This is a genomic window from Deltaproteobacteria bacterium CG11_big_fil_rev_8_21_14_0_20_42_23 (assembly GCA_002796345.1).
Classification (GTDB): domain Bacteria; phylum UBA10199; class UBA10199; order 2-02-FULL-44-16; family 2-02-FULL-44-16; genus 1-14-0-20-42-23.
The window spans coordinates 609-23,953 of the sequence record PCXC01000007.1 but is presented as its reverse complement, the minus strand read 5'-3'; the positions used below and the strand labels follow the sequence as shown (position 1 = coordinate 23,953).

Genomic DNA, 23,345 nt, shown 5'->3' with positions numbered 1-23,345 from the left:
CTTTTCAGTTTAGAAAAAGGCTACAGTTATGAAAAATAACATTGCTTATCAGACTCCTCAGCTTGCTCAATATTTTTCACGCCACCGTATTGCATGGGATCAATTTTATGAGTCAGAGCGTGTTATCATCAAACAGCTAAAGCTTGATAGTGATGCTAGTGTTCTCGATATTGGCTGTGGTTGTGGTGGTTTGGGTTTGGCACTTTTGGAACAGTTTGGAGTAAAAAACTATACGGGAGTGGAAATCAATGCAGAGGCGGCTCATGCAGCAAGTAGTGTGAACCCTAATGCTCGCATTCTTTGTGGGGATGTATTAAGTGTCAGCCAAGAAGCACTTCACAACAAACTTTTTGATGTTGTTTTTTCACTTAGTTGTGTCGATTGGAATATTCAATTTTCTGATATGTTAACGACCGCCTGGAAACATGTTCTTTCTGGAGGTCATATGGTTGCTACTTTTCGCCTTACTGACAAGGAAGGATGTTGTGATTTCAAGAAATCTTATCAGTACATTAACTATGATAATATCTTAGAAGGTGAGTGTGCAGCCTATGTTGTGCTGAATGCAAAAAAAATATTTGAAGAGCTGAGAAAATTTGCTCCTCTCCAAATGAATGCCTATGGTTACTGGGGAACGCCGTCTGCTACAGCAGTGACACCTTATGAGAAACTTTGCTTTGTTGCTTTATCACTTCAAAAAAGAAAAGACGACGATGATAGTGAAGAACGTTATCACTTTGATCTTCCCCCCGAAATTCAAAAAGTGATTGGATTTGCGCCACAATGACTTTTTCTCTTCTTCTTTGGGATTATAAAAACGATCCTCCTTCAACAAGCAGAGAGGTGATGAATTGGCAAAGTTATATTGAGAAAAATAAAATTTTTTCTGTCCCATGCTATGTAGAAACACATGCTAAGCGTCTTCGATCTAACTATCTGGCATTTATTCATGATCTGGGTGAAACAAAAATAGGTGGAAAACGAATCATAGATCATCTTGATGTTGGCGATGGTTTTAGTTTTTGGTGGATGACTTCACTGGCAGAAAAAAGCCCTTTTAAGTCGCCACGTATTTATGATTGTTTGCGTTTATTAGCTTTGGAAGAAATTTTACTTAAAAGAAAACCTGCTGAACTTGTTTTTCATAGCCCTGATCGAGACCTTGCCAAATCTATACAGCAATTATGTTACAATCTTCATATCAATTTTGTTTGGCAGCGTAGCAAAGAGCTGAAAAAAAAATGGTCTTTGCGAGAAATCTATCGAGGTTTACCACATTCAATACAGGGTTTGATTAGTCTTGCTCGTTTTCTTGTACTAAAGTGGCCTCTTCGGCGATTGCAAAGACAGCATTGGTTTGCAGGAGAAAACACTTTTTTTCTCTGCTCGTATTTCATTCACTTAGATCCTGAATCTTGTGCAGAAGGAAAATTTTATTCTCGGCAATGGGGTGTGTTAAGCCATTTTTTTTCTGATAATGGAAAGAACACAAATTGGATGCATCATTTTTTGTTTAGTCCTGTAGTACCAAATGTAAGAAAAGGTCTTACTTGGCTCGATCTCTTCAACTCTAATCCAAATAATCAAGCTAATCACTCGTTTATTGAAACTTACCTGTCATGGAAAGTTGTCTGTAATATATTGAAAAACTGGTGCTGGCTTAATAGAGTTTCTTGGCATTTAAAAAAAAATCAATCTACAATCTGGTTTTGGCCGATAATACGTCATGATTGGTGCAGTTCACTTCGTGGCCAAGTTGCAATGAATAATTGTTTATGGGTAGCACTTTTCGATGCAGCTTTTAAAGAAATGCCTTTTCAAAAAGTTGGTTTTTATCTCTACGAGAATCAAGGTTGGGAGCAAGCTTTGCTTCGTGCATGGCGGCATTACAATCATGGTGAAATTATCGCTGTTCAACATGCCACAGTTCCTTTCTGGCATTTATACTACTTCGATGATCCACGTTTTTCATCGTCTCAACAAGGTTGTTCAAAATTATTACCAAATCGTTTAGCCGTTAATGGCAATGCAGCTCAAAAAGCTTTTATTGAAGGAAATTGTCCTATTGAACAAGTTGTTGATGTCGAAGCATTACGTTATCTCAATCTTTCACGTATTTCTCAAAAAACTGTTGCAAATTCTTCAAGTATAAAAATTCTTATACTGGGTGATATGCTTCCAGAGGCAATGCATGATTTGCTAAAACTTTTAGAAGAAGTTGCGCAATTTCTTCCTGAAAATTATAGGTTTACTCTTAAATCACATCCAGGTTATGTAATCAATCTTGCTGATTATCCCAAGCTGAAAATTGATGAAACAACTGAAGCGCTAGACAAGATTTTAGACCAATACAGTGTTGCTATTGCGGCAAACAGCACATCTGCCTCGGTTGATGCTTACCTTGCGGGTTTGCACGTTATCATCAGTTTTGCAAAGGGCAGTCTTAATTTAAGCCCCTTGCGAGGTTACGCTGGAGTAAGTTTTGTGAAGACATCAGGTGAACTCATCAATGCATTGACTGTATCACATGAAGTAACAAGTAGAAAAAATGAACGTAATGAATTCTTTTTTTTAGATGCCGAGTTACCTCGTTGGAAACAATTGTTATCTTCTACGAGCTCGACTGAAGGAGTTGATGTATGAAAACAGTTATTCTTTGTGGTGGGCTTGGGACGCGTCTTTCTGAAGAAACTCAGGTTAAACCTAAACCAATGGTTGAAATTGGAGGACGTCCGATACTTTGGCATATCATGAAAATGTATGAACGATGTGGATTCAATGATTTTACTTTAGCTTTGGGATATAAAGGAGAGATAATTAAAGATTATTTTCTAAATTATCATGCTCGTCTCAGCGATTTAACAGTGCAGTTAAAAAATGGACAAATTGATTATTCTAATCCGACAGCGGAGGATTGGAAAGTATCACTCATTGATACTGGAGCTCGTACAATGACGGGTGGGCGCCTTTTGCGCTTGAAGCCACATTTGCAAACAAATGGAACCTTTATGCTCACTTATGGAGATGGTCTTTCAGATGTGAATCTCAATAAGCTTCTTTCGTTTCATCGTGAACATGGAAGGCTGGCAACAGTTACCGCAGTGCGGCCATCGGCTCGCTTTGGTGGTATGCATATTGGTGATGGAAAAGTTCTTAATTTTAAAGAAAAGCCACAATCGGGCGAGGGATGGATCAATGGTGGATTCTTTATTTTTGAGCCCGCCATTTTTGATTATCTGGAAAATGACACTACAATTTTAGAGCAGTCTCCCCTTGAAAATCTAGTGAGAGATGGGCAGCTCATGGCTTATGAACATTCAGGTTATTGGCAATGCATGGATACCGTACGTGATCGTGAGGCTCTTCAAACAGCATGGGAGAGTTCTTGTGCTCCATGGTTGAAAGGTTAATCAGATGTTTGCAAATGTTTATCAGGGTAAACGTGTTCTCATCACTGGACATACAGGTTTCAAAGGTTCTTGGCTTAGTACTTGGTTGCTTAAGCTTGGTGCTGAAGTGACCGGTTTGTCAAAAGATGTGCCGACGCAGCCAGCGATGATTGAAGAACTTAATCTAAACAATCGCATGACTCATATACAAGCAGATGTTCGCGATTTAAATACTTTACGTGAAGTGGTTTATGAAGTGAAACCAGATTTTGTATTTCATCTCGCTGCGCAAGCTATTGTTTCCACATCCTATACGGATCCAGTAGAAACTATGAGTACAAACGTTGTTGGAACAATGAACATTTTGGAAGCCCTTCGCAATTTCGGACATCCTTGTGTTGCTGTACTGATTACCAGTGATAAATGTTACAACAACGTGGAGTGGGGTTGGGGGTATCGTGAAACAGATGGACTTGGAGGCAAAGATATTTACAGTGGTTCTAAAGGTGCTGCTGAGTTAGTTATCAAATCATATTTCCATTCGTTTTTTCAAAAAGATCATCCAGTTCGTTTGGCGGTTGGTCGTGCCGGTAATGTGATTGGTGGTGGTGATTGGGCGAAGGATCGTATTGTCGTTGACTGCATGCGTGCATGGAATGAAAAACGTAGCGTTGAAATCCGCAGTCCAAATGCTACACGTCCTTGGCAACACGTTTTAGAACCCTTAAGTGGATATCTGGTTCTTGGTCAGGCTTTGAAGATACAGTCTCAGTTTCATGGCGAAGCCTTTAATTTTGGGCCTCGTGCTGAGCAAAATCGAACGGTTGTTGAATTGTTAGAAGCATTGCATCAGCAATGTGGATTTATGAATTCCCATGAAGCTTATCAGGTTGCCGACGACATTCCGTTTCATGAAGCGGGACTGCTTAAACTCAATTGTGACAAAGCACTTTTTCATCTGAAATGGGAATCAAATCTTGAATATATGGAAACGGTCCAATTTGTAAGTGATTGGTACAAAGCTTTTTACGGTGAAAAAGTTGATATGTACGAACTCACGCTTAAACAAATTGATCATTATGAACAAATAGCTGTAGAAAGAAAACGAATATGGGCCAGACACACATCGAAGGGGTAACTCTTACAGAGCTACGTCAGATCAATGATGAACGTGGAGCAGTGCTTCATATGCTTCGAGCTGATGCATTGGGATTTAAAGGTTTTGGCGAATGTTATTTTTCAGAGATTTTTCCGGGAAACATCAAAGCTTGGAAACGACATCGTTCGCAAACTCAAAATTTAGCAGTTCCCATTGGAAGAATTCGTGTTGTTATTTATGACGAGCGTGAAACTTCATTGACATGTGGACAAATGCAGGTGATCGAACTTGGTCGACCTGATGCTTATTTCCGGCTTGAGATTTCATGTGGTCTTTGGTACGGATTCAGCTGCATCAGCGCAACGCCTGCACTTATCGTGAATTGCGCTGATCTTCCGCATGATCCAGTGGAGAGTGAAGTGCGTCCTTTAAATGATTCCAGCATACCTTACCAATGGGTTAAATAAGAAAGTTAAATAGTTCATGATGAAAAACTCAACACGATTGTTGGTTGTTGGTGGAAATGGTTTTATCGGTCACCACATTGTAAACCATGCGCTCCAACTTGGATGGGAAGTGACGAGTCTTGATATTTCGTCATCCATTTCTCATGGAGAGGCTTCTTCACCTGTCCAACACGTAGTTGCAAATATTACTGATAGTCATTCGCTTAAGGCAGCCTTGCAAAATAAATCTTTTGAATATGTAATAAACTGCGGTGGATATATTGATCATGCATTATTTTTTCATGGTGGCCGAAATGTATTTACTGTTCATTTCGAAGGAGTGCTCAATTTAGTAGAAAACTTGAATCGCGATGCCTTAAAGGCTTTCATTAATATTGGAAGTAGTGATGAATGTGGAAATGCGCCAGCGCCGCAAGTGGAAACTCAGCGTGAAGCTCCAATTTCTCCTTATTCTTTAGGAAAAACTGCGGCAGCGCATTTTTTACAGATGCTTTATCGTACTGAAAGTTTTCCTGGGACTACATTACGTCTTTTTCTCACCTATGGCCCCGGCCAAGATTTGCACCGATTTTTACCTCAAATCATCAATGCTTGCTTGAAAAACCAATCTTTTCCAACTTCAAGAGGTGAACAGTTGCGTGATTTTTGCTTTGTGCAAGATGTTGTTGACGCGGTTTTTGCCACTTTCAATTGCCAATCTGCCAGAGGTGAAGTGATGAATATTTCCAGTGGAAAGCCAGTCTCCATTCGCCAAGTTATTGAGACGGTGCAGCAGTTAATTGGAAAGGGTGAACCACGATTTGGTGAGATTGCTTATAGGCCGGGTGAAAATATGGAGTTATACGCAGATATTTCTAAGGCTCGTACACTTTTAAAGTGGAAACCAAAAATTTCATTAGATCAAGGCTTAGAAAAAACTATTAAGTGGGTGAAAGGGAATTTATGAAGCAAATACCGCTCGTGAGCATTCTCATGAATTGCTACAACGGTGAAGCCTATCTAAGAGAAGCTGTTGAAAGTGTGTTGGCTCAAACATATCAGAATTGGGAGATTATTTTTTGGGATAATCAATCAACTGATAAAAGTGCTGAAATATTTAAAAGCTACAAAGATCCTCGATTCAAATATTTTTATGCCCCAGTACATACCGATTTAGGTGGTGGACGCGCTAATGCCTGGAAACATCTTAGTGGAGAGTTTATTGCTATACTGGATGTTGATGATGTTTGGTTACCCAGAAAACTTGAAAAACAACTTCCTCTGTTTGATGATCCAGAAGTTGGGGTTGTTGGCAGCAATGCGCTCTTTTTCAATGAAAAAACTGAAAAGTCTCGTTATGCTCATAAACAACCACCAACAGGTTGGGTGTTTGAGAAACTTTTGATTGATTATTATTTTATCTTGGTCACTCTTGTTTTTCGAAAGTCAATTGCTCAAAAAATGCCCAGGGTTTTTGACCCAGATTTTAGTTCTATTGCAGATCTAGATCTTATAATGCGATTAAGTCTTATTTCAAAACTTGCTTTACATCCGGATATTCTCGCGAAATGGCGTGTGCATGAAAAGAGCGAAACCTGGCAGCGATTTGAAGCTTTTACAGAAGAGAGAGAACGTTGGATGGAGAAGCAGCTTGCAGAAAAAACTTTTTCTGCTCAACAGTATTCAAAACCTATTTGCCAATTTAATAATAAAAACATGAGAGCAAAAGTGTTTCTCGCACTTTTTCATGGTCATCGTGGTATAGCTTTCAGGACATTGCTGCAGACGAAGTTCAATCATTGGCAGTCATGGGTGCTTTTGTTTTTTTGTTTTCTTCCATTTTCAAGTGCTATAGCTCGCTATTTATATAGACGAAAAATTGAGCTCGCATAATTTTTTCTGCAAATACCAGAGCAGTGAGAGTAAGAGGTTTTTTTTGATCGTAACAGTAATATGGTTGTCATTGTTCCACTATTATACAGCCTTTTCTGGGTTTCTAGCCTATCTTTTTATTATTTGTAAAAAAATAAAAATATCAAAAACAGATTTCCTCTTTCTTTGTGGTTTTATGTTTTTGATGTATCTCCATTTTTTTACAGGGAGTCTCTCCGCAGCAATTCTTGATTTTCGATATTATTGGGGATGGTTGATTTTTTATTTTATTTTTAAGTCAAATCCTGTCAGCTCTAAAACTCTTGTAAAGACGCTTGTCCTTTTGAGCGTAATGACTTTGCTAGAAGCATTTTTAGTCAATACGATTATGACAACAGCAATGTTGCCTAACTTTATTGATACTACAAATGATGGGGGGGCCAATCTTGCTCTCTTTGGGGTCTATCAAAGGCCGTTCTCTTTTGGCGGAATAGCTCCTGTTGGTGGAGCATTGCTTGTTGTTTTGATGGCACTTTGTAATGTGCGTGGACGGTATTTTTGGCTTGCAACACTAGCAGTTTTATCTTTGGCATCGGGCACCGGTGCAGTTGTTCTTATGTTGCTGCTTTTGGCAAAATACAAAAGGCGTTTCATAATGATAATGTTTGCACCACTTATTTTTTTGATTCCATGGCTTTTGTGGTTCCACAAAGAATTCATAATTTTTAGTGGTATGCTGTTTGAGAAAGTTAACTTAAAATATTTACTTTTTATGGCTCATCTTTTTTGGACCCATGTTGGTATAGCTGTTGGAAAAATTACAACTTATTCGCTTCTCTTCGGTGCCATTCCGGGAGGTAAGGGTGTTAGTGGTCATGGTGGTGATTGGGGTCTTTTGACTTTTGTTCTCACGAATGGTTTTTTCGGTCTTTTTCTCCTTCTGATGATGGTTTTTTCTCGTATCAACAAGTGGAATAGGCTTCCAATTTTTCTCCTTTTATTGTCATCACTACACTATTCGGCAATGTCTACTCTTCCAGGACAAATGATTTTTGGTCTCCTTCTTTCGATTGACAAAAAAGGACTGCATGATGATGTAGAATACAGTTGCAAGACCATGAGTGCTGAGGCTGTTTCGTGAAAATATTGGTCACAGGAGGAAATGGTTTTATCGGACGAAGATTGATCAACTCTCTTGTTGAAGAAGGCCATCACGATATAAAAGTGCTTTCGCGCAATGCAGAAAACAAGTTTCCAGCTGGCGTTCAAGTATTACAGGGTGATTTGACTTCGAAAGATTGTCCTTTTGATAAATTTATGGAAAATGGTGACATTATCTTTCACTGCGCTGGAGAACTTTATAATATTGCTACAATGAGAGCCTTACACGTTGAGGGAACAGAGCATCTTCTCCAGGCAGCACTTAAAGAAGCTCACAATAAAAAACGAGCTCTTCATTGGGTTCAGCTTAGTAGTGTTGGCGCGTATGGTTATCCGCTGGAATATATTCATACTGAGCGTATAGTCACCGAGGATACACCAACTCAACCTTTTGGAGAATATGAGATTACAAAAACCCTATCAGATGAATTAGTACTTCAGGCTGCAAAGAGTGATTTGCTTAGTTATTCCATCGTAAGACCATCTAAAGTTTTTGGTGCTGGAAAATTCAATCCATCATTGCATTCACTGGGGAAAATGATTCGTAATGGTTTGTTTTTTTATATTGGACGTCCTGGTGCAGTTGCGACTTATGTTCATGTTGATGATGTTGTAGAAGTTCTTAAGCTTTGTGGGACCAATGCGCGAGCACGAGGGAAAGTTTTTAATATCTCTAACGATTGTTTACTTGAAGAAATGATAAATGGCATTGCCTCTTCTCTTGAAGTATCCGCTCCACGATTGAGATTTCCAGAACGTTTTGTAAGAAACCTTGCAAGTATAATGGCTACGATTGCTCATAGTCCACTTACTCAAGAACAGATAAATGGTTTGGTACGGAGAACAAAGTATCCTTATACAAGGCTTAAAAAAGAGTTGGATTATTCTCCAAAAATTTCTGTTCCTCAAGTAATTAGTGAAACAATATTTGAGAAATGAGACAGTATGAAACTTTGTCGAATTGCAACTGTTCCGTTTGTTTTTGTTTATCATCTTCGCAGCCAAATTCTTGCGACAGTTGAGGAAGGGCACGAGGTCTATCTGGTTTCAAGTGCAGGACCGGCATTAGAAACAATGGCACAAGAAAAAGGGGTGCGAGTTCATCCACTTTCTATACATCGATCTATCTCGCTTTGGAATGATCTCAAATCTTTATGGAAGCTTTGCCACTACTTTCGAAAAATGAAGTTCGATGTTGTTCATTCGATTACACAAAAAGCAGGTTTGCTCACGGCTGTTGCAGGTTTTCTCACTAGAGTTCCTATAAGATTTCATACTTTTACAGGCCAACCTTGGATGTATAAACGAGGCCTTTTGCGCTGGGTTTCAAAAAGGTGTGACTGGTTCATTGTGAAGCTGAACACTAGATGTTATACAGATAGCGTTTCGCAGCGGGACTATCTTGTTCGACAGGCAATTGCGAGCAAAAAGGATATTAAGGTCCTTGGGCCAGGCTCTTTGGCTGGTGTGGATTTGGACAGATTTGATTGTGCTAAATGGCAATCAAGTTGCGAAGAAATTAGACGTGAATTACATATTCCTAATCATGCCAGCATTATTAATTTTACAGGTCGCCTTAATTTGGAAAAAGGAATTCAGGAGCTCATAGAAGCTTTTGAAAACTTAACTCGTGAGCAAGAAGATTTTTTTTTGTTATTGATTGGGCCGTTTGAAATTAATCGAGAACCAATTCCATTTGAACTCATGGAGCGTATTCAAAAAAATCCTCGAATTCGAATTCTAGGTGATTCACCACAACCAGAAAAATTTTTTGCTATCTCGGATGTGTTGTGTCTCCCAAGTTATCGCGAGGGTTTTGGAATTGTTGTTTTGGAAGCTGCAGCAATGGGTTTGCCAGCTATTGGAACGCGAGTAGTAGGTCTCGTTGATTCGATTGTTGATGGGAAAACAGGAATTCTTGTTCCACCAAAAGATAGCGAGGCTCTTTATCGAGCCTTACAAAGTATGTTTAACGATAATGAATTACGAAAAAAAATGGGTCAGAATGCAAAGCATCGCGCCAAATCCTTTTCCTCAAGTTATATAAATGGTATGGTGCTCAAGGAGTATGGGAGATATTCCTCTTGATTCGTAGAATTTGGTTGTTCCTGTCGTAAAAATAGTTTCGGAAGGAAGAAAAAACAATGGGAAAACTTGTAAACAATATTGAAAATGGCGAGCGTTTTCCATTGAGAGGCCAACAAGTGTTTTTTAATATTACAAACTTCTGTAAGAGGATTTTTACCTTTACTGTGGTATCTTTATCGTTATTACTTCTTACTCCCTTGTTGTTGCTAATTGCGCTCTCTATCAAATCCGATGGAGGGAGCGTATTGTTCCGTCAGAAGAGGGTTGGTTATAAAGGAAAATTATTTACGTGTTACAAGTTTCGAACAATGGTCCCCAATGCAGAAGAGGTCCTTCACGAGTATCTGCGTCAACATCCCGAAATGGAAGAAGAATGGAATAGGAATTTTAAATTAAAAAATGATCCCCGAGCCACAATAGTAGGTAAAGTTTTGAGAAAAACAAGTTTGGATGAAGTTCCTCAATTATGGAATGTGTTGAAGGGAGATATGAATTTTGTTGGACCACGGCCAATTTTGCCTCAAGAGCAAGTTCGCTATGGGGATGATTTTTTTTACTATGCTTCAGTGCGACCAGGTATTACAGGCATTTGGCAAGTTGGCGGTCGAAGCAATACAACATTTGAAGATCGTGTCTGTATGGACGTTCAGTATGTTAAAAAACAATCCTTAGCCTTAGACTGTAAAATTCTTTTCAAAACAATTTGGGTCGTTTTTAATGGAAGTGGAGCGTCATAAATGAAATACGAAATTTTTGTGAATTGTACCTGTTTACAGGTTTTGCAAAGTGAAGGAGTTCAACATTGAAAATGGAAATTAAAAGAACAGGCTTTTTTCTTCTGATGGATGCAATTATAATCTGTTCTACTTTTTTTATTTCTTCAAACTTTATTCATATTTCAAATGCCTATTTTTACGAAATTTTAGCATTTATCCTTTTGGTAAAACTTACATTTTTTGCTTCGCGCAGGCTTTACAAAATTACTTGGCGGTATGTTAGTATCAACGATTTTTATAATCTTTTCATTACAGCTACAGCAGCTTCACTTTCGCTCGTTGTTCTCTTTTCACTTTTGAGCACAAAATTAACTCAGTTTGAATATCCTGTTTCTTTTTTTCTGATTGATTGGGTAGTTTCGCTTTTCTTTATGTCATCTGTTCGAATAGCAAAACGCCTCTATCTTGAAGTCCTAAAGAAAAAACATAAAGGCGAAGGTGTGCGCACCATTATTTTAGGCGCTGGCCATACAGGGGAAATGATTTTGCGAGATATGATGAGACACAATTATGCTCACTTTTATCCGGTAGGATTTCTGGATGATGATCCCTCAAAGATAGGAGCCTTTTTGCACGGAGTGAAAGTGTTGTCTTCACTTCAAGATTTCGAAAGAGTTGTTGCCGATGAACAAATTGAAGCAGTTTTGATTGCAATGCCAACATTACATTTTCCTCAGCTGAAAAAAATTTATGGCTCCATCAAGAGAAATCCAAATATAAAAATTGTAAAAACCGTCCCACGTATTTATGATTATGACATCCCAGATTTTCGTTTAAAAGACCTTGAAGATATTTCTATTGAAGACCTCATTGGTCGCCAGTCGGTAAATGTAGATCGGTTTCTCATTAGAAATTTTTTGGAGGGAAAAAGAGTTTTAATTACTGGAGCTGGTGGTTCTATTGGTTCAGAAATTTCTCTTCAAGTATGTTCTGCAAATCTTGAAAAGGCTATTTTTTTCGATGTTGATGAAACTGAGCTGCATAGTCTACAGCTTAAATTTAAGCAAAAATTTCCTCATCTTTTTGATCGATTTCATTTTGTCGTTGGTGACGTTCGAGATGTGAAACGCCTTGAAGAAGTCTTTCAGACATTTTCACCTCAAGTTGTTTTCCATGCGGCTGCTTATAAACATGTTCCAATGATGGAAGATAATGCGCGTGAAGCCGTAAAAGTAAATGTCTTTGGAACCTATAATTTAGCAACTACTGCGGCTCGGTATGAAGTGGATAAATTTATTCTGATTTCTACGGATAAAGCAGTGCGACCCACAAGTGTTATGGGTGCCACAAAACGCTTAGCAGAACAGGTTTGCAAAGCCGTTGGCTCACAAAAAAATACAAAAACAAAATTTATTGCTGTGCGTTTTGGAAATGTTTTAGGAAGCCGTGGAAGTGTGCTTCCACTTTTTATGGAACAAATTCGTGCAGGTGGCCCTGTCACGGTTACGCATCATGAAATGAAGCGTTACTTTATGACTATTCCTGAAGCTGTTTCTTTAGTCTTGCAATCGTCGGCTGTAGGAAGTGGAAATGAAGTGATGGTGCTTGATATGGGAAAATCAGTTGTGATTATGAAATTGGCGGAAGATCTTATCCGCTTGCAAGGTTTAGTTCCGTACAAAGATATTGATATTCAAGTGGTGGGCTTACGTCCTGGAGAAAAGCTCTTTGAAGAAATACTCACTTCAGAAGAGGGAACTATAGCAACCAAACATGATCGCATTTTTGTGGCTTGTGAAAGTAAACAATATGATATTCGCAACATTCAACTTATTCTAGAAGCTTTCAAAAGTGCAACTGAGGAATATGCACCTGTTGGAGAACTGCAGGTGAAGAAGTTGCTTCGCACGCATGTGATTCACTATGAGGAACCAGAAAATAGTAGTCTTGTCTACGATCAGAAAAACAGTGCAAATGTTTTTTCACTTAATTCGTAGTAATAGTAATTGAGTTGATTTTGAGTAATTGCAAAAAGCGGAATGCTTAGCGTTATAAGCACTTCGCTTTTTTTTATTTTTGAAGGGGGGATAGAAAAAGATTTAACCTAAGCACCAATAGCTTGAATGCAAATTCTTCGGTTTCTTGGCCCATCCAAATCAATCACACACAGTCTTTGCCAAGTGCCGTACACTGGCTTTCCGTCGCGGATGATGATGGTTTGTGATGCTTGTCCGAGTAAAGTTGCTTTCAGGTGGGCGTCTGCGTTGCGGTCGCATTTGCTGTCTTCTTCGCAGAGGTTTTTGGTGCGAAGTGGGCCGTTGTGCAAATAGCTTTCAGCTTTAGAGGCAAAGCTGCGAAGGCGATTGTTGATATCACCTAAAAGGCAAGGTTCATCAAGTTCGTTGAGGCTTACCACGCAAGTAGTATGCAGAACTTGAATGGTAAGAAAACCATCTAAAATGCCACTTTCTTTAACCCATTGACGACTTTCTTCTGTGTAATCCTTGATAAAAAAATAATCAAAATCTTCAACGTGTGAGGCAAGATTGGGCTCGAGGTCGAGGAGATTGTTTTGTTCAGTTTGTAATTCAAGTTCTTTGTGGAATGATTTCATGCTCTTATCTCAATCTTGTCCTGAAATGGTTAATAAATGATTTCTGGCTACTACAGATCTCGATGTAATTTGTCAAGTATCTAAAATGATAAGAAATGACGCGTTAGAAATCTACAAATATATGAAAAATAACGGTATTCATGCATTTTTTCGAAAGTTGTTTATCGTTCTTTTTCTTCTACTCTGCCGCAAAAGGTGTTGGTGCGCAGGGAAGAAGAGAAGTGCAGTGAGACTCACGGAAATCATGCCTATTAATGTGATCCACCCTATTGAAGCGAGGGCTTGGTTGTTGCTGAGAATAAGTCCTCCAAAACCAATCATGGTGGTGAAATTTGCAAAAAGAACAGAAGGCGCAATGTGGTTGAGTGTGGAAATAATCCGTCCTTTTTCTTCCAAGAGTCGATGGTAATAGTGGATAAAACTATCGCAACCAGCTCCATAAATAATAGGAATAGTAGCAAGGTTGAAAAAATTGAACCGAAAATGAAAAAGATGCATTCCAAGAAAAAGTAAGAGAAATGAACTTATTAAAAATGCTGAAAGAAGCACGGCCGTAAAAATGTTCTTAAATTCGATGCAAAGAAAGCAAAACGTGGTGAGGAACATTGCAAATAAGAGGTATGGAGCTTCACGTTTAATAATCTTCATGATGTCTCGAATAATTAAGATATCGCTCGCAATAACTCCTTGTGATTGAGTTTGCGCCAGGAGTGTTTCAAGCTGATAGGCAAATGCATCTACTTTTTCAGCACTGTCTCTTGCCTGAGTTGGAAAGGCGTAGATGAGCCCTTTATCATTTTTTTCCGGGAGAAAATTTGCTTTCAATGAAGGTGGTAAGTCTGTGTATTTAATATTTTTCTGGGTGTCAAAATGAAGAAATGCGTCTTGAAAAGTTTTTTCATCACCGCTGAGTTTGAGGTCCATTTTTTTTAGGAGTTTTTGAATGTGGAGGATCTCATTTTTTTGTGGAAGAGACAGTGATGGCATTACACTTGTGAGAGCAATCACCTTTTTAATCATCTGCAACTGAGTTGGTATAGCTATACTCAACTTTGCTTGTTCGATGATTTTTTTTTCATCCTCTTTAGAAACAATGATCGCTGCAGGACGAAGCTCGTTTCCAAGCAGTGGTGCAATTTTTTTATCAGTTTGATACGAGGGAAGTTCTTGGTTTTCAAATTTGCTTAAATCATATTCTAGTTTTGCAATGTGCTGAAATTGCGAAAGAGAAATGATAAGCAAAACAATAAAAACACTGACAAGAAGAAGTGCAAAGCGAGAAGTTTTTTCTTTAAACTGAAAGTTGATCGACCAAGGAGAGAATCGTTCTTCCCACGCGAAAATTTTATTTCTTTCGAAAATTAAAATCAAAGCTGGAAGCAAAAAATGCATCCAAAAAAGTGTGAAGAGAATCCCTGTAAGTCCAATAAGGCCAAATTCAAAAAAACCTTTAAACGATGAAAAACAAAGCATCGCAAACGCTGCTAGTGTTGTGAGCGCAGAAGTTTTGATGGAACGGCTCGTGTGGTAAAAAGTATTAAAGAAAGATTGCTTTACTGTGCGGCCTTGTTTTTTTTCTTCGAAATAGCGAGCTAAAAGATAAATGCCATAATCACTTCCAAGCCCAACAAGTATTGGTCCGCTAAAGCTTGTGATGAGATTAACGTGACCAAGAAGAAGATAAACTACTCCTCCCGTTGAAGCGATGCTTGCGAGTAAGGGAAGGGTGATAAGTGGAATGGCACTTATTCTGCGGTAGAAAAGGATAATGGAAAAAATAAGTGCAAAAAGAACAAGAAGAGAAATGGTGGCGATTTCTGCTTTGAGGTGTTGATCTTGATCGATCATGGTTTGATATTCACCGCCATACGATACTGAAATGCCATGGGTTTCCGGGTGAAGATTTTTTACAATTTCTTTTATTTCATGCACAAAGCGTTTGGAGTGCTCGAAGTCTGTACTTGAAAAAGTGGGGCGAACAAGAAGGGCAAAGAGAGAGCCTTCACCATTTTGGAAGTATTCAGAGTTATTACTTGCACCAAGTTCTCCCTTATATTTTTCAATGATGTCATCAAAGTGTAGGCTGTCATTTTCTTCTAGGGTAAAAAAGAATCTGTCAAAAAAAGGATGCGCACCTTGTTTCATTTCCTCCCATTTTTTTTCTAATCGCTCTCTAATGCTTATTAAATCAGCAGCTTCTAGGTAAAGAGGATAGTGCTTATGAAAAAAATCAAGAGGGCGTTTGTGTTCTACATATTTTACATCTTTTTGTTTTTGCAGTTCGGCGGCAAGTTGGTCGATGAAGGACTTTGCGGTGTTTTCATCTTGAGTCTCAATACCAATCATTAAAGAATTTACTCCACCATATATTTTTTCTAATTGTTCAAGACCTACAACGCTGGGAGCATCTTGAGAGAGTAGGCCTTTGAGATCTGCTTTGATTTTAATTTTTGTTGTGAGAAAACTGGAGGTAAGAAATAAAAAACAAGAAATAAGCAACACTGTTTTAAGGTGATTAAAAATCCACTTTCCAATTTTCCTATAGAAGTAATCAAGTTTCTTTTTCATGACTTCCTATTTTCTTCCACAGGTCACCCAAAAGGAATGCGCTTCCTAGAATAACGTAACTATAATGCGAAAACATCCGCCACCAAATAAGAGCAGTTGCAAGATTATTTCCCAACGCGTTATCAAAAATGTGAGTGAAACTCAGTTCAATGGTTCCGCCGCCGCTAGGCAAAGGAAGCAGGTTGAAAGCATAAATAAAAAAGAATGACCAGGCAAATGTTGCTGCATCAAAAAGTGATGAAGAAAAAAAACTTAAAAGAAGAGGAAGCATTCCAATGCGAATAATGTGGTGGATGGAAGTGTAAAGAAGAAGTTCGGGTCTGTAGCTAAAATGTGAAAAATTCCGAGGAAGAATTTTTTTTCGAACAAGAATAAACAGAACTCCAGTGAGGGAAGAAATAATAAGACCAAAAACAAGCAGAGCAACAAAAATATTTTTTTGCATCAACGCTTCCGTGGAAGTGAAGAGAAGATAAGATCCAAACAAAGCCACTAGAAAAAATAGTGAAATGTAATCATTTGCGTTTTCCGCAACAAGTTTAAATGAAGCCATTTTCAAGCCGTTGCAGTGTTTTTGCAAAAAGCTTGCTCTTGAAATTTCTCCACCAACTCGCGCTGGGGTGATTGAAGCAAAAACGTCGCCGACAAGGTTGATCTTGATACTTTTCCAAAGTGGAAGTGAAAATTTGCTATAAGAAAGAAGTTTTTTCAGACGTAGGCTTCTGGCTAAAATTTCAATAATAATAAGAAGAGAAATGAGAAGAGTAATTTTAAGTGGCGGAAACGAAAAGGTATTCGATACCATGAAAAAGACAAGGGTAGACAGTGAACCGCCTATACCTGCAATTCCTAAAAAAACTTGAAATATTTTTTTCCATTTTTGTTTAGTCATGAAAATGTATCAAGTCTGAGTTGCTGATAAAATCAACTTTTTGGTTTAGAAAACGAAGTGTAGATTTCATTTGATTCCATATTCTTTTATTTCTCACATCAGGAGGATGAAGTGCGATTCTGGGAAAGGAAAAGAAAGGAAAAGTATGCTTTAGAAATGCGTTGTAGAGTATGGCAAGTTCACGTCTGATAGGCTTTCGGTGAATGTAAGTCATAACCGGTGAAAATGTTTTTTGTTTCGTTTTTGTTTCGTGGAGATAAAAATGCGTTTCACTAAAGTGAAGATCAAGCTGTGAAAGTTCGTTTAAAAGGTGAGGGTTGTCAAGCCAAGCCGGTGGAATAAATCCTTTTGGTGAAAGCTTGCAGCGATGAAGTTCTTCCAAGCCTTCTTGCAATAAATGTTTTGTAGCTTTTTGATCAAGTTCAGCAAATTCACCTTCACCACCGGTGGCAAAGCGATGGAACGCTTTTGTATTTGGAGTAAGTTCAAGGTGATGAAAGCCATGCAGAATAATTTCGGCGCCCGATGCTTCAAGTTCTTGAAGGGAGGTAACAAAATCTGGAAAGTCAGAAAGTTTGTACTGCTGATGATAAAAAGGCACGACCAAAAGTGAAAAACGAGAAATGTTGAGTTGATGAAGCGTATCTACCATTGTTTTTACTTCGCTAGCAAAACAAGGTGTGACATCGTGAAGTGAAATGAGGCAGTTTGTTTTCATATTTCTTGCTCAAGGTTTTGATAAATAAATAAGATTTTTTCAAACGTTTTATTCCAAGAAAAATTTTGCGAAGCTTTGTGAGCTGCAGTTTTATATTTCTCTTTTTCAGCCAAAACAGTTTGTATTTTTTCAGCGAAGTCACGGCTTGAATTTTTTTGATAACTTTCTCCAGCGCCCTCCAAAGTAAAAAGCTCACTCGTGGTTTCTGTTGGAGCTACAACTGCAGTTTTACAGGCCATGGCTTCTAAGGTTGCTAGACCAAACGTTTCTGCAGTTCCAGGAACTAAAAAAATATCGGCTTTTTGATAGAGTTTTAAAAGTTCACTTTTATTTTTTATTGATGAAAGATAAACAAGTGACGGAAATTGCTTTTGTGCCTCCTCAACTTCTTTTCTCATTGGGCCAGCACCTAAAAGAGTAAGCGTGCAATCATTGTGAGCGAAAATGTCGTCTAAGCTTTGAAGCAGAAAATCAACACCTTTTTCTTTATTCAAACGACCAACAAACAAGAGATGATGTCTTGGCTCTTTTTCTGTTTCAGCTGGAAAAAAAACAGCGTGATCCACTCCAAGTGGCACGACAGAAGTATTTTTGATCTGATGATCTTGTAATTCTTGTTCAAGAAATGAAGTAGCAACAAACACATGATCAAACTTTTGATGAAGAGAGGATAAATACTTCCAAGCTGCTTGCTTTGCAAAACGATGAAGAGAAGTGCCAAAACGTTGGAAGAAAGGTGATATGTAGGAATTTACAATGTGGGAGTGAAAGTAAGTAACAATGTTTACTTTTTGTTTTCGACTTGCCCAAAAACAAATCCAAGGAATGAAGTAAAGGCTTCCCACTTCAATGATGTTCGGCTGTTCTTTGCGCAAGATTTCTCGTATGGCAAACGGGCGAAACAAAATACGATATGATTGTTGAAACGGAAAATAAGGAGCTTTTAAAATATAGATTTTCGTATTCTTCAACACAATCACTTCGTTGGATTTTCCTGGAATAATTAAAATGTGTTTAAGAGAAGGATGCTGAAGAAAAAAAGCTTGCTTTGCCGTTAAGTAAGAACGTATGCCGCCGCCGTTCTCAGACCAAAAAGTTGTGATGTCGCAAATTGTTATACTCTTTTGAAAGTTCATAGTGGCTGCAAATACTTATAATCAATGGCTTTTGACAAAGCGCGCAAGTTGTGACATTTTCTGCCGCCTATGACAAGTTCAAAACCAAAACCTCGCGTGGCTATTGTCGCGTTTAACTTTCGCCAAGCTTATGACGGAGCAACGAAGACCCTCACAAAAATTACGGATGAACTTGAACGGAGAAAAATTCCTTTTTTAGTTTTAAGCACTCAATTTGATGAAATCTGGAACTACGAATACGGAGAGCGTTTTAAGCTTTCAAGTATTCCTTGGCCTTTATACTGGGATTATCGTCTTTGCCTCAGTAGAAAAAGCCCTGTTTTTAAACGGCTCGACGAATTTGCTCCAACCGTTATCCATGTCTCAACACCGTGTAGAGCGGGGCACGTTGGCGCCATGTATGCCAGCGCAAAAAAAATTCCCTTGATCGGCATTTATCACAGTCACCTTACGAAACTGTTTTCTCTTTACGCTTTGCCTCTTGTTCCACTCGCAAAACATTTGCTTCAAAAATTTTATAATAAGTTTGATCTTCTTTTGGTGCCAACTCAGCATATCATCCGCGAATTACATGACCATAACATTTGTCCACCCATGAAGCAGTGGGCACGAGGTGTGGAGCCCGAACTTTTCTCTCCCGAACATTGTTCCTTAGAATGGAGAAAAAAAATGGGAGCGGAAAAAGAGAGCGTCATTATTTTATATGCTGGACGCTTGGTAAAAGAGAAACGCCTCAAAGAATTGGCGCGAGCTTCCAAAATTTTAAAAAAGACACATGAAAATATTGTATGGGTTTTTGCAGGGCAAGGTGCGATGGAGTCATATCTAAGACGTCATATTCCGAACGCTCGTTTTTTGGGCCACATTAGCCGTGACATTTTAAACAAAGTTTATGCTTCTTCAGATATTTTCGTTTACCCATCAGACACGGAAACCTTTGGCAATGCTATTCTGGAGGCTATGGCTTCAGGGCTGCCGGTAATAACCAGTGACGATGGAGGTTCCTCTGAACTTGTTCAAGCAGCCTATGGGAGCGGCATGCTTCTTTTCCCAAATGGAGATCATGTTGCGTTAGCACGAAAACTTCAGTGGATTATTTCTGACTCCTCTATTCGCTCACGGCTTCGAGAAAATTCTATAGCATACGCCGGTAAACACAGATGGTCGCCACTGATTGAAGAAATTTTGGAAGAGTATTACCGCCTTTCTAAAACAGACTATATTCCCCTAGCTCAAAAAGAAAATGCCCGCCTCTCTTTATGAAACGAAAACTCTTTTTTTTAATCATCACCACTTTTTTTAGCATCAGTTTCTATGCACCACGAGTTTATGCCGTTGGTGATCACACTTTTCGAAATGTTGCGATGGCGCTTGTGAGCTCACTCAATCTTGCCCTTGTGGGGCTTACTTCATATAAGGCCGGAACTGAAGAGAAACCCGCGGGGAACGAATATTATATTGACCCCACTAACCTTGAATATATTTGGATTCAACGATTGGCAGATCTTAATCCTCAGATTTCTTGGATTCGTGGAATAAAGAAGGTCTCAGCAGGTGCTGTTCTAGCAGCGTTGCAGGGCTATGAGTTTAGCGGAGAAAGTAAAGTTTATGCTGAACTTTTGCAAAAGCAATTAGAGCTTTCGCGTGAGCCCAAGGTAAGTTTGACTTCAAAATATCTTTATACCAATTCCTACGCGCGAGGTATTCCTTGGGTTACAAATGCAAGACTCAATCCTCTTTTGGCTGAGCGTGAAGGGGATTTTTCTGATCGAGGTCATCATGGTTCTCTTTCAGCGGGAGTGAAGGGGTCTCCATATTCTTGGGTCAGTTTTAATTTTGAACCCACACTTTTGCTCTCTTCAGAATCTCTGGGCACCGAAAAAAAAATAGATGCTTATGTAAAACGTGCCTACCTTAAATTTAACGCACAAAAACTGGAGATCGAACTTGGTGCCGACACGGTGCGATGGGGACAAGGTGAAAGTGGCTCCATGCTTCTTTCTGGGAACACAAGACCTTATTATCTTTTCAGAGTTGCAAATAGTCATCCCGTTCTTCTGCCGGGTTTTCTCAAACACCTTGGCCCAACTAGAACTGATTTTTTTCTCACCTTTCTTGATAGCAATCGAACTTTTCCCTATTCCATTCTTCAGGGAATAAAAACTTCCTTCAAACCCCACAAGCGTTTTGAGTTTGGTTTGGGGCAGGTGATTCAATTTGGAGGTGAGGGAAGAGGAAGTTGGTCTCCGCTGAATTATTTTTCAGATGAACTGACAGGATCTGGAAATGGGAAAGTGAACCGAGGATTTATTACGGAACTTCGTTGGCGTATTCCAAAGCTTGAGCTTGAAACCTACGTGGAAGGATATTGGGAAGATTGCTGTGACCCTGTTCTCATTAATAAACGAGATATCTTGCAGCTAGCAGGTGTTGCTATACCGCGTTTTGCGGGGAGTGAAAAATCGGACCTCAGCCTTGAATGGGCAAGAACGAATGCCATTGCTTATGCTGGAAGCTATCCTTCAGGCTTATATTATCGTGGACAATCCATTGGCCATTCAATTGGGACGAATGGAAACGGCGTTTACCTTACACATCGATATTTTGTAAGTCCTAAGCAGTGGACAAAATTGAGTACGGCATACGAGAGACGAACAGACGGAAATCTGGTTCATGAAAAGAGATACCGATTACAAATGGAGTATCATCAAGAATGGTTTGATCGCTTAAACTGGGCATTGCAAGCTGGCTACGAACGTGTGAATCAGTTCAATTTTCTTCCCGGCGATCGGAACAATTACTTGCTAGGATTGACATTGGGTTTTTCAACATAATTTTTAATTACTAAGGCGTGTTGACAATTAAAGACTAGGTATTGATCTAACAACCTTTTCTATTCACAATTGTCATCCTGAACGTAGTGAAGGATCTCCTCGCAAATATAGTAGATTCTTCGCTTTGCTCAGAATGACAGAAAGCTAATTGTCAATACACCCTAAATGTATGGGAGTTCACTTTGACCCTTTCGCCACGACAAGAGTTACTTCAACTTCAAAAAAAATTATTTTTTCGAAATAAAAGGCAGATCGAAGATTCAATTTTGGTCAAAGAACCTGCATTTGATCGATATGAAGCAACATACAAAAGAAATGTTTCGAAATATCAAAAAGCAGTAACGCCAGAAAAAATGATTGAAGCCGTCTTAAAGGCAGATATTATCTACGTTGGCGATTATCACACGTGCAATCAATCTCAGCGTTCATTTCTTCGTGTTCTCAAACTTGTTTCAAAAGAAACGAAATCATTTGTCGTTGGTTTAGAGCTCTTGCATGCAAAACATCAAAAGGTTTTGGATCAATACCTTGCAGGAAAAATTTCAGAAGCTCTCTTTTTGAAAAAAATAAAACTCCAAGAACATTGGGTTTTTGATTTGTGGGATAGCTTCAAGCCTCTTTTTGATTTTTGTAAATATCACAACATTCCCATCAAGGCGATTGATGCCGCAAAAAATGGTTCAAGTGTTCAAAAGCGTGATGAAGCTACAGCAAAATTGCTGGTTGATCTTATGGATCAGCATCCCAACGACAAGCTGTTTGTCTTTATCGGAGACTTGCACATTGCACCTCAGCATTTGCCAAAAGATGTGAAAAAAATCTTAAAAGCCAAAAAGAAAAATGAAAAATCAGATTTGATTCTCTATCAAAACAGCGAAAGTATTTATTGGAAACTTGCAGAGAAGGGTGCGTACGACAGAGTTGAAGTAGTGCAAATTAATGAAAACAGTTTCTGCCGCATGCATACGCCACCTGTGGTTTGCCAGCGTTCCTATATCAACTGGCTGGAGCACGAAGAGGGTGAAATTGATTATGCAGATGCAAAACACAGCTTCATCGATTTGGTTCAGCAGATTTGCAAGTTTCTAAACTTAAGCATTTCGGAAGAAGATTTGGAATCAGTTGAAATTTTTACTGCTGGTGATTTGAGTTTCCTGAAAAAACTTCGCGCTACAAAACGCTTTACCAAAGACGAAATCGAAACCATCAAAGAGCAAATTCTTTCCAGCGAAAGTTATTATATTGCTAAAGCGCGTTTTGTTTATCTTTCTAACTTATCTCTCAATCACGCTGCTGAAGAAGCAAGTCATTGTATCAAGCATATTCTTTCTGGTGACGAAGAACCCAGAGATTTGGTGGATGCTTTTTATGCTAACATTTTGCACGAAGCCTTAGGTTTTTTTGGTTCAAAAATTATAAATCACAAACGAAAATGTTTTCATGATCATGAATTTCGTGAACTTGTGCAGTATTTCCGTTCCTCTGAAGTGCCTATGAATAGGGCAACAGAGCACGAGGCCGCCCATTATGTAGTTGAATATTTAAACATGGAAAAAAAAGGACAGCCCCTAGAGTTTACAGAACTGTTTCGCGTTCGCATTGATCTCTTCATCGCCATTACCCATGCTATTGGCTATATCCTTGGCGATAAACTCTACTATGCCCTGATGGATAAAGTGCTCACCAAAAAACAAGCCCGCGAACTTTTTGTAGATGCCTGGAAAGCTGAAGGCCGCCCAGTTGAAGTCTACTTCGCGCTGAAGAAAAAGCTGCAAAAAGTAAAAATTCCGAAGAGGTTGTGAAACACATTTC

The 23,345-nt window shown here is 38.8% G+C and carries 20 protein-coding genes; 15 read left to right on the top strand and 5 right to left on the bottom strand.

Annotated features, from left to right (window positions below; all coding sequences use genetic code 11):
- Nucleotides 1–28 precede the first annotated feature (28 nt).
- From COV43_00640 to COV43_00585, 12 genes are all read left to right on the top strand, one after another.
- Nucleotides 29–787, top strand: coding sequence for a methyltransferase (locus COV43_00640; protein ID PIR26637.1), 759 nt, complete (start codon nucleotides 29–31; stop codon nucleotides 785–787).
- Nucleotides 784–2,643 (top strand): hypothetical protein, encoded by a 1,860-nt coding sequence (locus COV43_00635; protein ID PIR26636.1) that lies wholly within the window; start codon nucleotides 784–786, stop codon nucleotides 2,641–2,643. Before COV43_00640 ends, COV43_00635 begins: the two co-directional genes overlap by 4 nt.
- Nucleotides 2,640–3,410 (top strand): glucose-1-phosphate cytidylyltransferase, encoded by a 771-nt coding sequence (gene rfbF / locus COV43_00630; GenBank protein PIR26635.1) that lies wholly within the window; start codon nucleotides 2,640–2,642, stop codon nucleotides 3,408–3,410. The genes COV43_00635 and rfbF overlap by 4 nt, the downstream gene beginning before the upstream one ends.
- 4 nt (nucleotides 3,411–3,414) lie before the next feature.
- Nucleotides 3,415–4,527, top strand: a complete 1,113-nt coding sequence (rfbG, locus tag COV43_00625; GenBank protein PIR26634.1) for a CDP-glucose 4,6-dehydratase — start codon at nucleotides 3,415–3,417, stop codon at nucleotides 4,525–4,527.
- Nucleotides 4,500–4,955: a dTDP-4-dehydrorhamnose 3,5-epimerase gene (locus tag COV43_00620; protein PIR26633.1), complete on the top strand. Its 456-nt coding sequence runs from the start codon at nucleotides 4,500–4,502 to the stop codon at nucleotides 4,953–4,955. Before rfbG ends, COV43_00620 begins: the two co-directional genes overlap by 28 nt.
- Nucleotides 4,956–4,971: 16 nt before the next feature.
- Nucleotides 4,972–5,901 (top strand): hypothetical protein, encoded by a 930-nt coding sequence (locus COV43_00615; GenBank protein ID PIR26632.1) that lies wholly within the window; start codon nucleotides 4,972–4,974, stop codon nucleotides 5,899–5,901.
- A complete protein-coding gene (locus COV43_00610) occupies nucleotides 5,898–6,827 on the top strand; it encodes a hypothetical protein (protein ID PIR26631.1) in 930 nt (309 codons plus the stop codon). Before COV43_00615 ends, COV43_00610 begins: the two co-directional genes overlap by 4 nt.
- A gap of 175 nt (nucleotides 6,828–7,002) precedes the next feature.
- On the top strand, nucleotides 7,003–7,947 hold the full coding sequence (locus tag COV43_00605) for a hypothetical protein (protein ID PIR26630.1): 945 nt from the start codon (nucleotides 7,003–7,005) through the stop codon (nucleotides 7,945–7,947).
- On the top strand, nucleotides 7,944–8,906 hold the full coding sequence (locus tag COV43_00600; GenBank protein ID PIR26629.1) for an NAD-dependent epimerase: 963 nt from the start codon (nucleotides 7,944–7,946) through the stop codon (nucleotides 8,904–8,906). The genes COV43_00605 and COV43_00600 overlap by 4 nt, the downstream gene beginning before the upstream one ends.
- Before the next feature lie 6 nt (nucleotides 8,907–8,912).
- Nucleotides 8,913–10,055 carry a glycosyltransferase family 1 protein gene (locus tag COV43_00595; GenBank protein PIR26628.1) on the top strand — a complete coding sequence of 381 codons (1,143 nt, stop codon included), beginning with the start codon at nucleotides 8,913–8,915 and terminating at the stop codon, nucleotides 10,053–10,055.
- 56 nt (nucleotides 10,056–10,111) lie between these two features.
- Complete coding sequence (locus tag COV43_00590; protein PIR26627.1) at nucleotides 10,112–10,792, top strand: UDP-phosphate galactose phosphotransferase; 681 nt, start codon at nucleotides 10,112–10,114, stop codon at nucleotides 10,790–10,792.
- A 71-nt stretch (nucleotides 10,793–10,863) separates the two neighbouring features.
- Entirely contained in the window at nucleotides 10,864–12,768 is a 1,905-nt protein-coding gene (locus tag COV43_00585; protein PIR26626.1) for a UDP-N-acetylglucosamine 4,6-dehydratase, read from the top strand.
- A 107-nt stretch (nucleotides 12,769–12,875) separates the two neighbouring features.
- On the opposite strand, the gene COV43_00580 is transcribed toward COV43_00585, so the two are convergent.
- The 5 genes from COV43_00580 to COV43_00560 all read right to left on the bottom strand — a co-directional run bounded on the left by COV43_00580 (nucleotide 12,876) and on the right by COV43_00560 (nucleotide 18,699).
- Nucleotides 12,876–13,385 (bottom strand): hypothetical protein, encoded by a 510-nt coding sequence (locus tag COV43_00580; protein ID PIR26625.1) that lies wholly within the window; start codon nucleotides 13,383–13,385, stop codon nucleotides 12,876–12,878.
- 138 nt (nucleotides 13,386–13,523) lie between these two features.
- Nucleotides 13,524–15,953, bottom strand: coding sequence for a hypothetical protein (locus COV43_00575; GenBank protein ID PIR26624.1), 2,430 nt, complete (start codon nucleotides 15,951–15,953; stop codon nucleotides 13,524–13,526).
- Nucleotides 15,937–16,845 (bottom strand): hypothetical protein, encoded by a 909-nt coding sequence (locus COV43_00570; protein ID PIR26623.1) that lies wholly within the window; start codon nucleotides 16,843–16,845, stop codon nucleotides 15,937–15,939. The genes COV43_00575 and COV43_00570 overlap by 17 nt, the downstream gene beginning before the upstream one ends.
- Nucleotides 16,838–17,563: a hypothetical protein gene (locus COV43_00565; GenBank protein ID PIR26622.1), complete on the bottom strand. Its 726-nt coding sequence runs from the start codon at nucleotides 17,561–17,563 to the stop codon at nucleotides 16,838–16,840. Before COV43_00565 ends, COV43_00570 begins: the two co-directional genes overlap by 8 nt.
- Nucleotides 17,560–18,699 carry a hypothetical protein gene (locus tag COV43_00560; protein PIR26621.1) on the bottom strand — a complete coding sequence of 380 codons (1,140 nt, stop codon included), beginning with the start codon at nucleotides 18,697–18,699 and terminating at the stop codon, nucleotides 17,560–17,562. The genes COV43_00565 and COV43_00560 overlap by 4 nt, the downstream gene beginning before the upstream one ends.
- Nucleotides 18,700–18,768: 69 nt before the next feature.
- Between COV43_00560 and COV43_00555 the strand changes: the two genes are divergently transcribed.
- The 3 genes from COV43_00555 to COV43_00545 all read left to right on the top strand — a co-directional run bounded on the left by COV43_00555 (nucleotide 18,769) and on the right by COV43_00545 (nucleotide 23,335).
- Complete coding sequence (locus COV43_00555) at nucleotides 18,769–19,962, top strand: hypothetical protein (protein ID PIR26620.1); 1,194 nt, start codon at nucleotides 18,769–18,771, stop codon at nucleotides 19,960–19,962.
- The gene (locus COV43_00550; protein ID PIR26619.1) at nucleotides 19,959–21,533 is read left to right on the top strand and encodes a hypothetical protein; all 1,575 of its coding nucleotides are present in this window, start codon (nucleotides 19,959–19,961) and stop codon (nucleotides 21,531–21,533) included. Before COV43_00555 ends, COV43_00550 begins: the two co-directional genes overlap by 4 nt.
- A 182-nt stretch (nucleotides 21,534–21,715) precedes the next feature.
- On the top strand, nucleotides 21,716–23,335 hold the full coding sequence (locus COV43_00545) for a hypothetical protein (GenBank protein PIR26618.1): 1,620 nt from the start codon (nucleotides 21,716–21,718) through the stop codon (nucleotides 23,333–23,335).
- Nucleotides 23,336–23,345 lie beyond the last annotated feature (10 nt).

What these genes read in the sequence shown, in the direction of transcription:
- COV43_00640 (PIR26637.1), top strand. Translation starts at nt 29, where the DNA reads ATGAAAAATAACATTGCTTATCAGACTCCTCAGCTTGCTCAATATTTT.
- COV43_00635 (PIR26636.1), top strand. Translation starts at nt 784, where the DNA reads ATGACTTTTTCTCTTCTTCTTTGGGATTATAAAAACGATCCTCCTTCA.
- rfbF (PIR26635.1), top strand. Translation starts at nt 2,640, where the DNA reads ATGAAAACAGTTATTCTTTGTGGTGGGCTTGGGACGCGTCTTTCTGAA.
- rfbG (PIR26634.1), top strand. Translation starts at nt 3,415, where the DNA reads ATGTTTGCAAATGTTTATCAGGGTAAACGTGTTCTCATCACTGGACAT.
- COV43_00620 (PIR26633.1), top strand. Translation starts at nt 4,500, where the DNA reads ATGGGCCAGACACACATCGAAGGGGTAACTCTTACAGAGCTACGTCAG.
- COV43_00615 (PIR26632.1), top strand. Translation starts at nt 4,972, where the DNA reads ATGATGAAAAACTCAACACGATTGTTGGTTGTTGGTGGAAATGGTTTT.
- COV43_00610 (PIR26631.1), top strand. Translation starts at nt 5,898, where the DNA reads ATGAAGCAAATACCGCTCGTGAGCATTCTCATGAATTGCTACAACGGT.
- COV43_00605 (PIR26630.1), top strand. Translation starts at nt 7,003, where the DNA reads ATGTTTTTGATGTATCTCCATTTTTTTACAGGGAGTCTCTCCGCAGCA.
- COV43_00595 (PIR26628.1), top strand. Translation starts at nt 8,913, where the DNA reads ATGAAACTTTGTCGAATTGCAACTGTTCCGTTTGTTTTTGTTTATCAT.
- COV43_00590 (PIR26627.1), top strand. Translation starts at nt 10,112, where the DNA reads ATGGGAAAACTTGTAAACAATATTGAAAATGGCGAGCGTTTTCCATTG.
- COV43_00585 (PIR26626.1), top strand. Translation starts at nt 10,864, where the DNA reads ATGGAAATTAAAAGAACAGGCTTTTTTCTTCTGATGGATGCAATTATA.
- COV43_00580 (PIR26625.1), bottom strand. Translation starts at nt 13,385, where the DNA reads ATGAAATCATTCCACAAAGAACTTGAATTACAAACTGAACAAAACAAT.
- COV43_00575 (PIR26624.1), bottom strand. Translation starts at nt 15,953, where the DNA reads ATGAAAAAGAAACTTGATTACTTCTATAGGAAAATTGGAAAGTGGATT.
- COV43_00570 (PIR26623.1), bottom strand. Translation starts at nt 16,845, where the DNA reads ATGACTAAACAAAAATGGAAAAAAATATTTCAAGTTTTTTTAGGAATT.
- COV43_00565 (PIR26622.1), bottom strand. Translation starts at nt 17,563, where the DNA reads ATGAAAACAAACTGCCTCATTTCACTTCACGATGTCACACCTTGTTTT.
- COV43_00560 (PIR26621.1), bottom strand. Translation starts at nt 18,699, where the DNA reads ATGAACTTTCAAAAGAGTATAACAATTTGCGACATCACAACTTTTTGG.
- COV43_00555 (PIR26620.1), top strand. Translation starts at nt 18,769, where the DNA reads ATGACAAGTTCAAAACCAAAACCTCGCGTGGCTATTGTCGCGTTTAAC.
- COV43_00550 (PIR26619.1), top strand. Translation starts at nt 19,959, where the DNA reads ATGAAACGAAAACTCTTTTTTTTAATCATCACCACTTTTTTTAGCATC.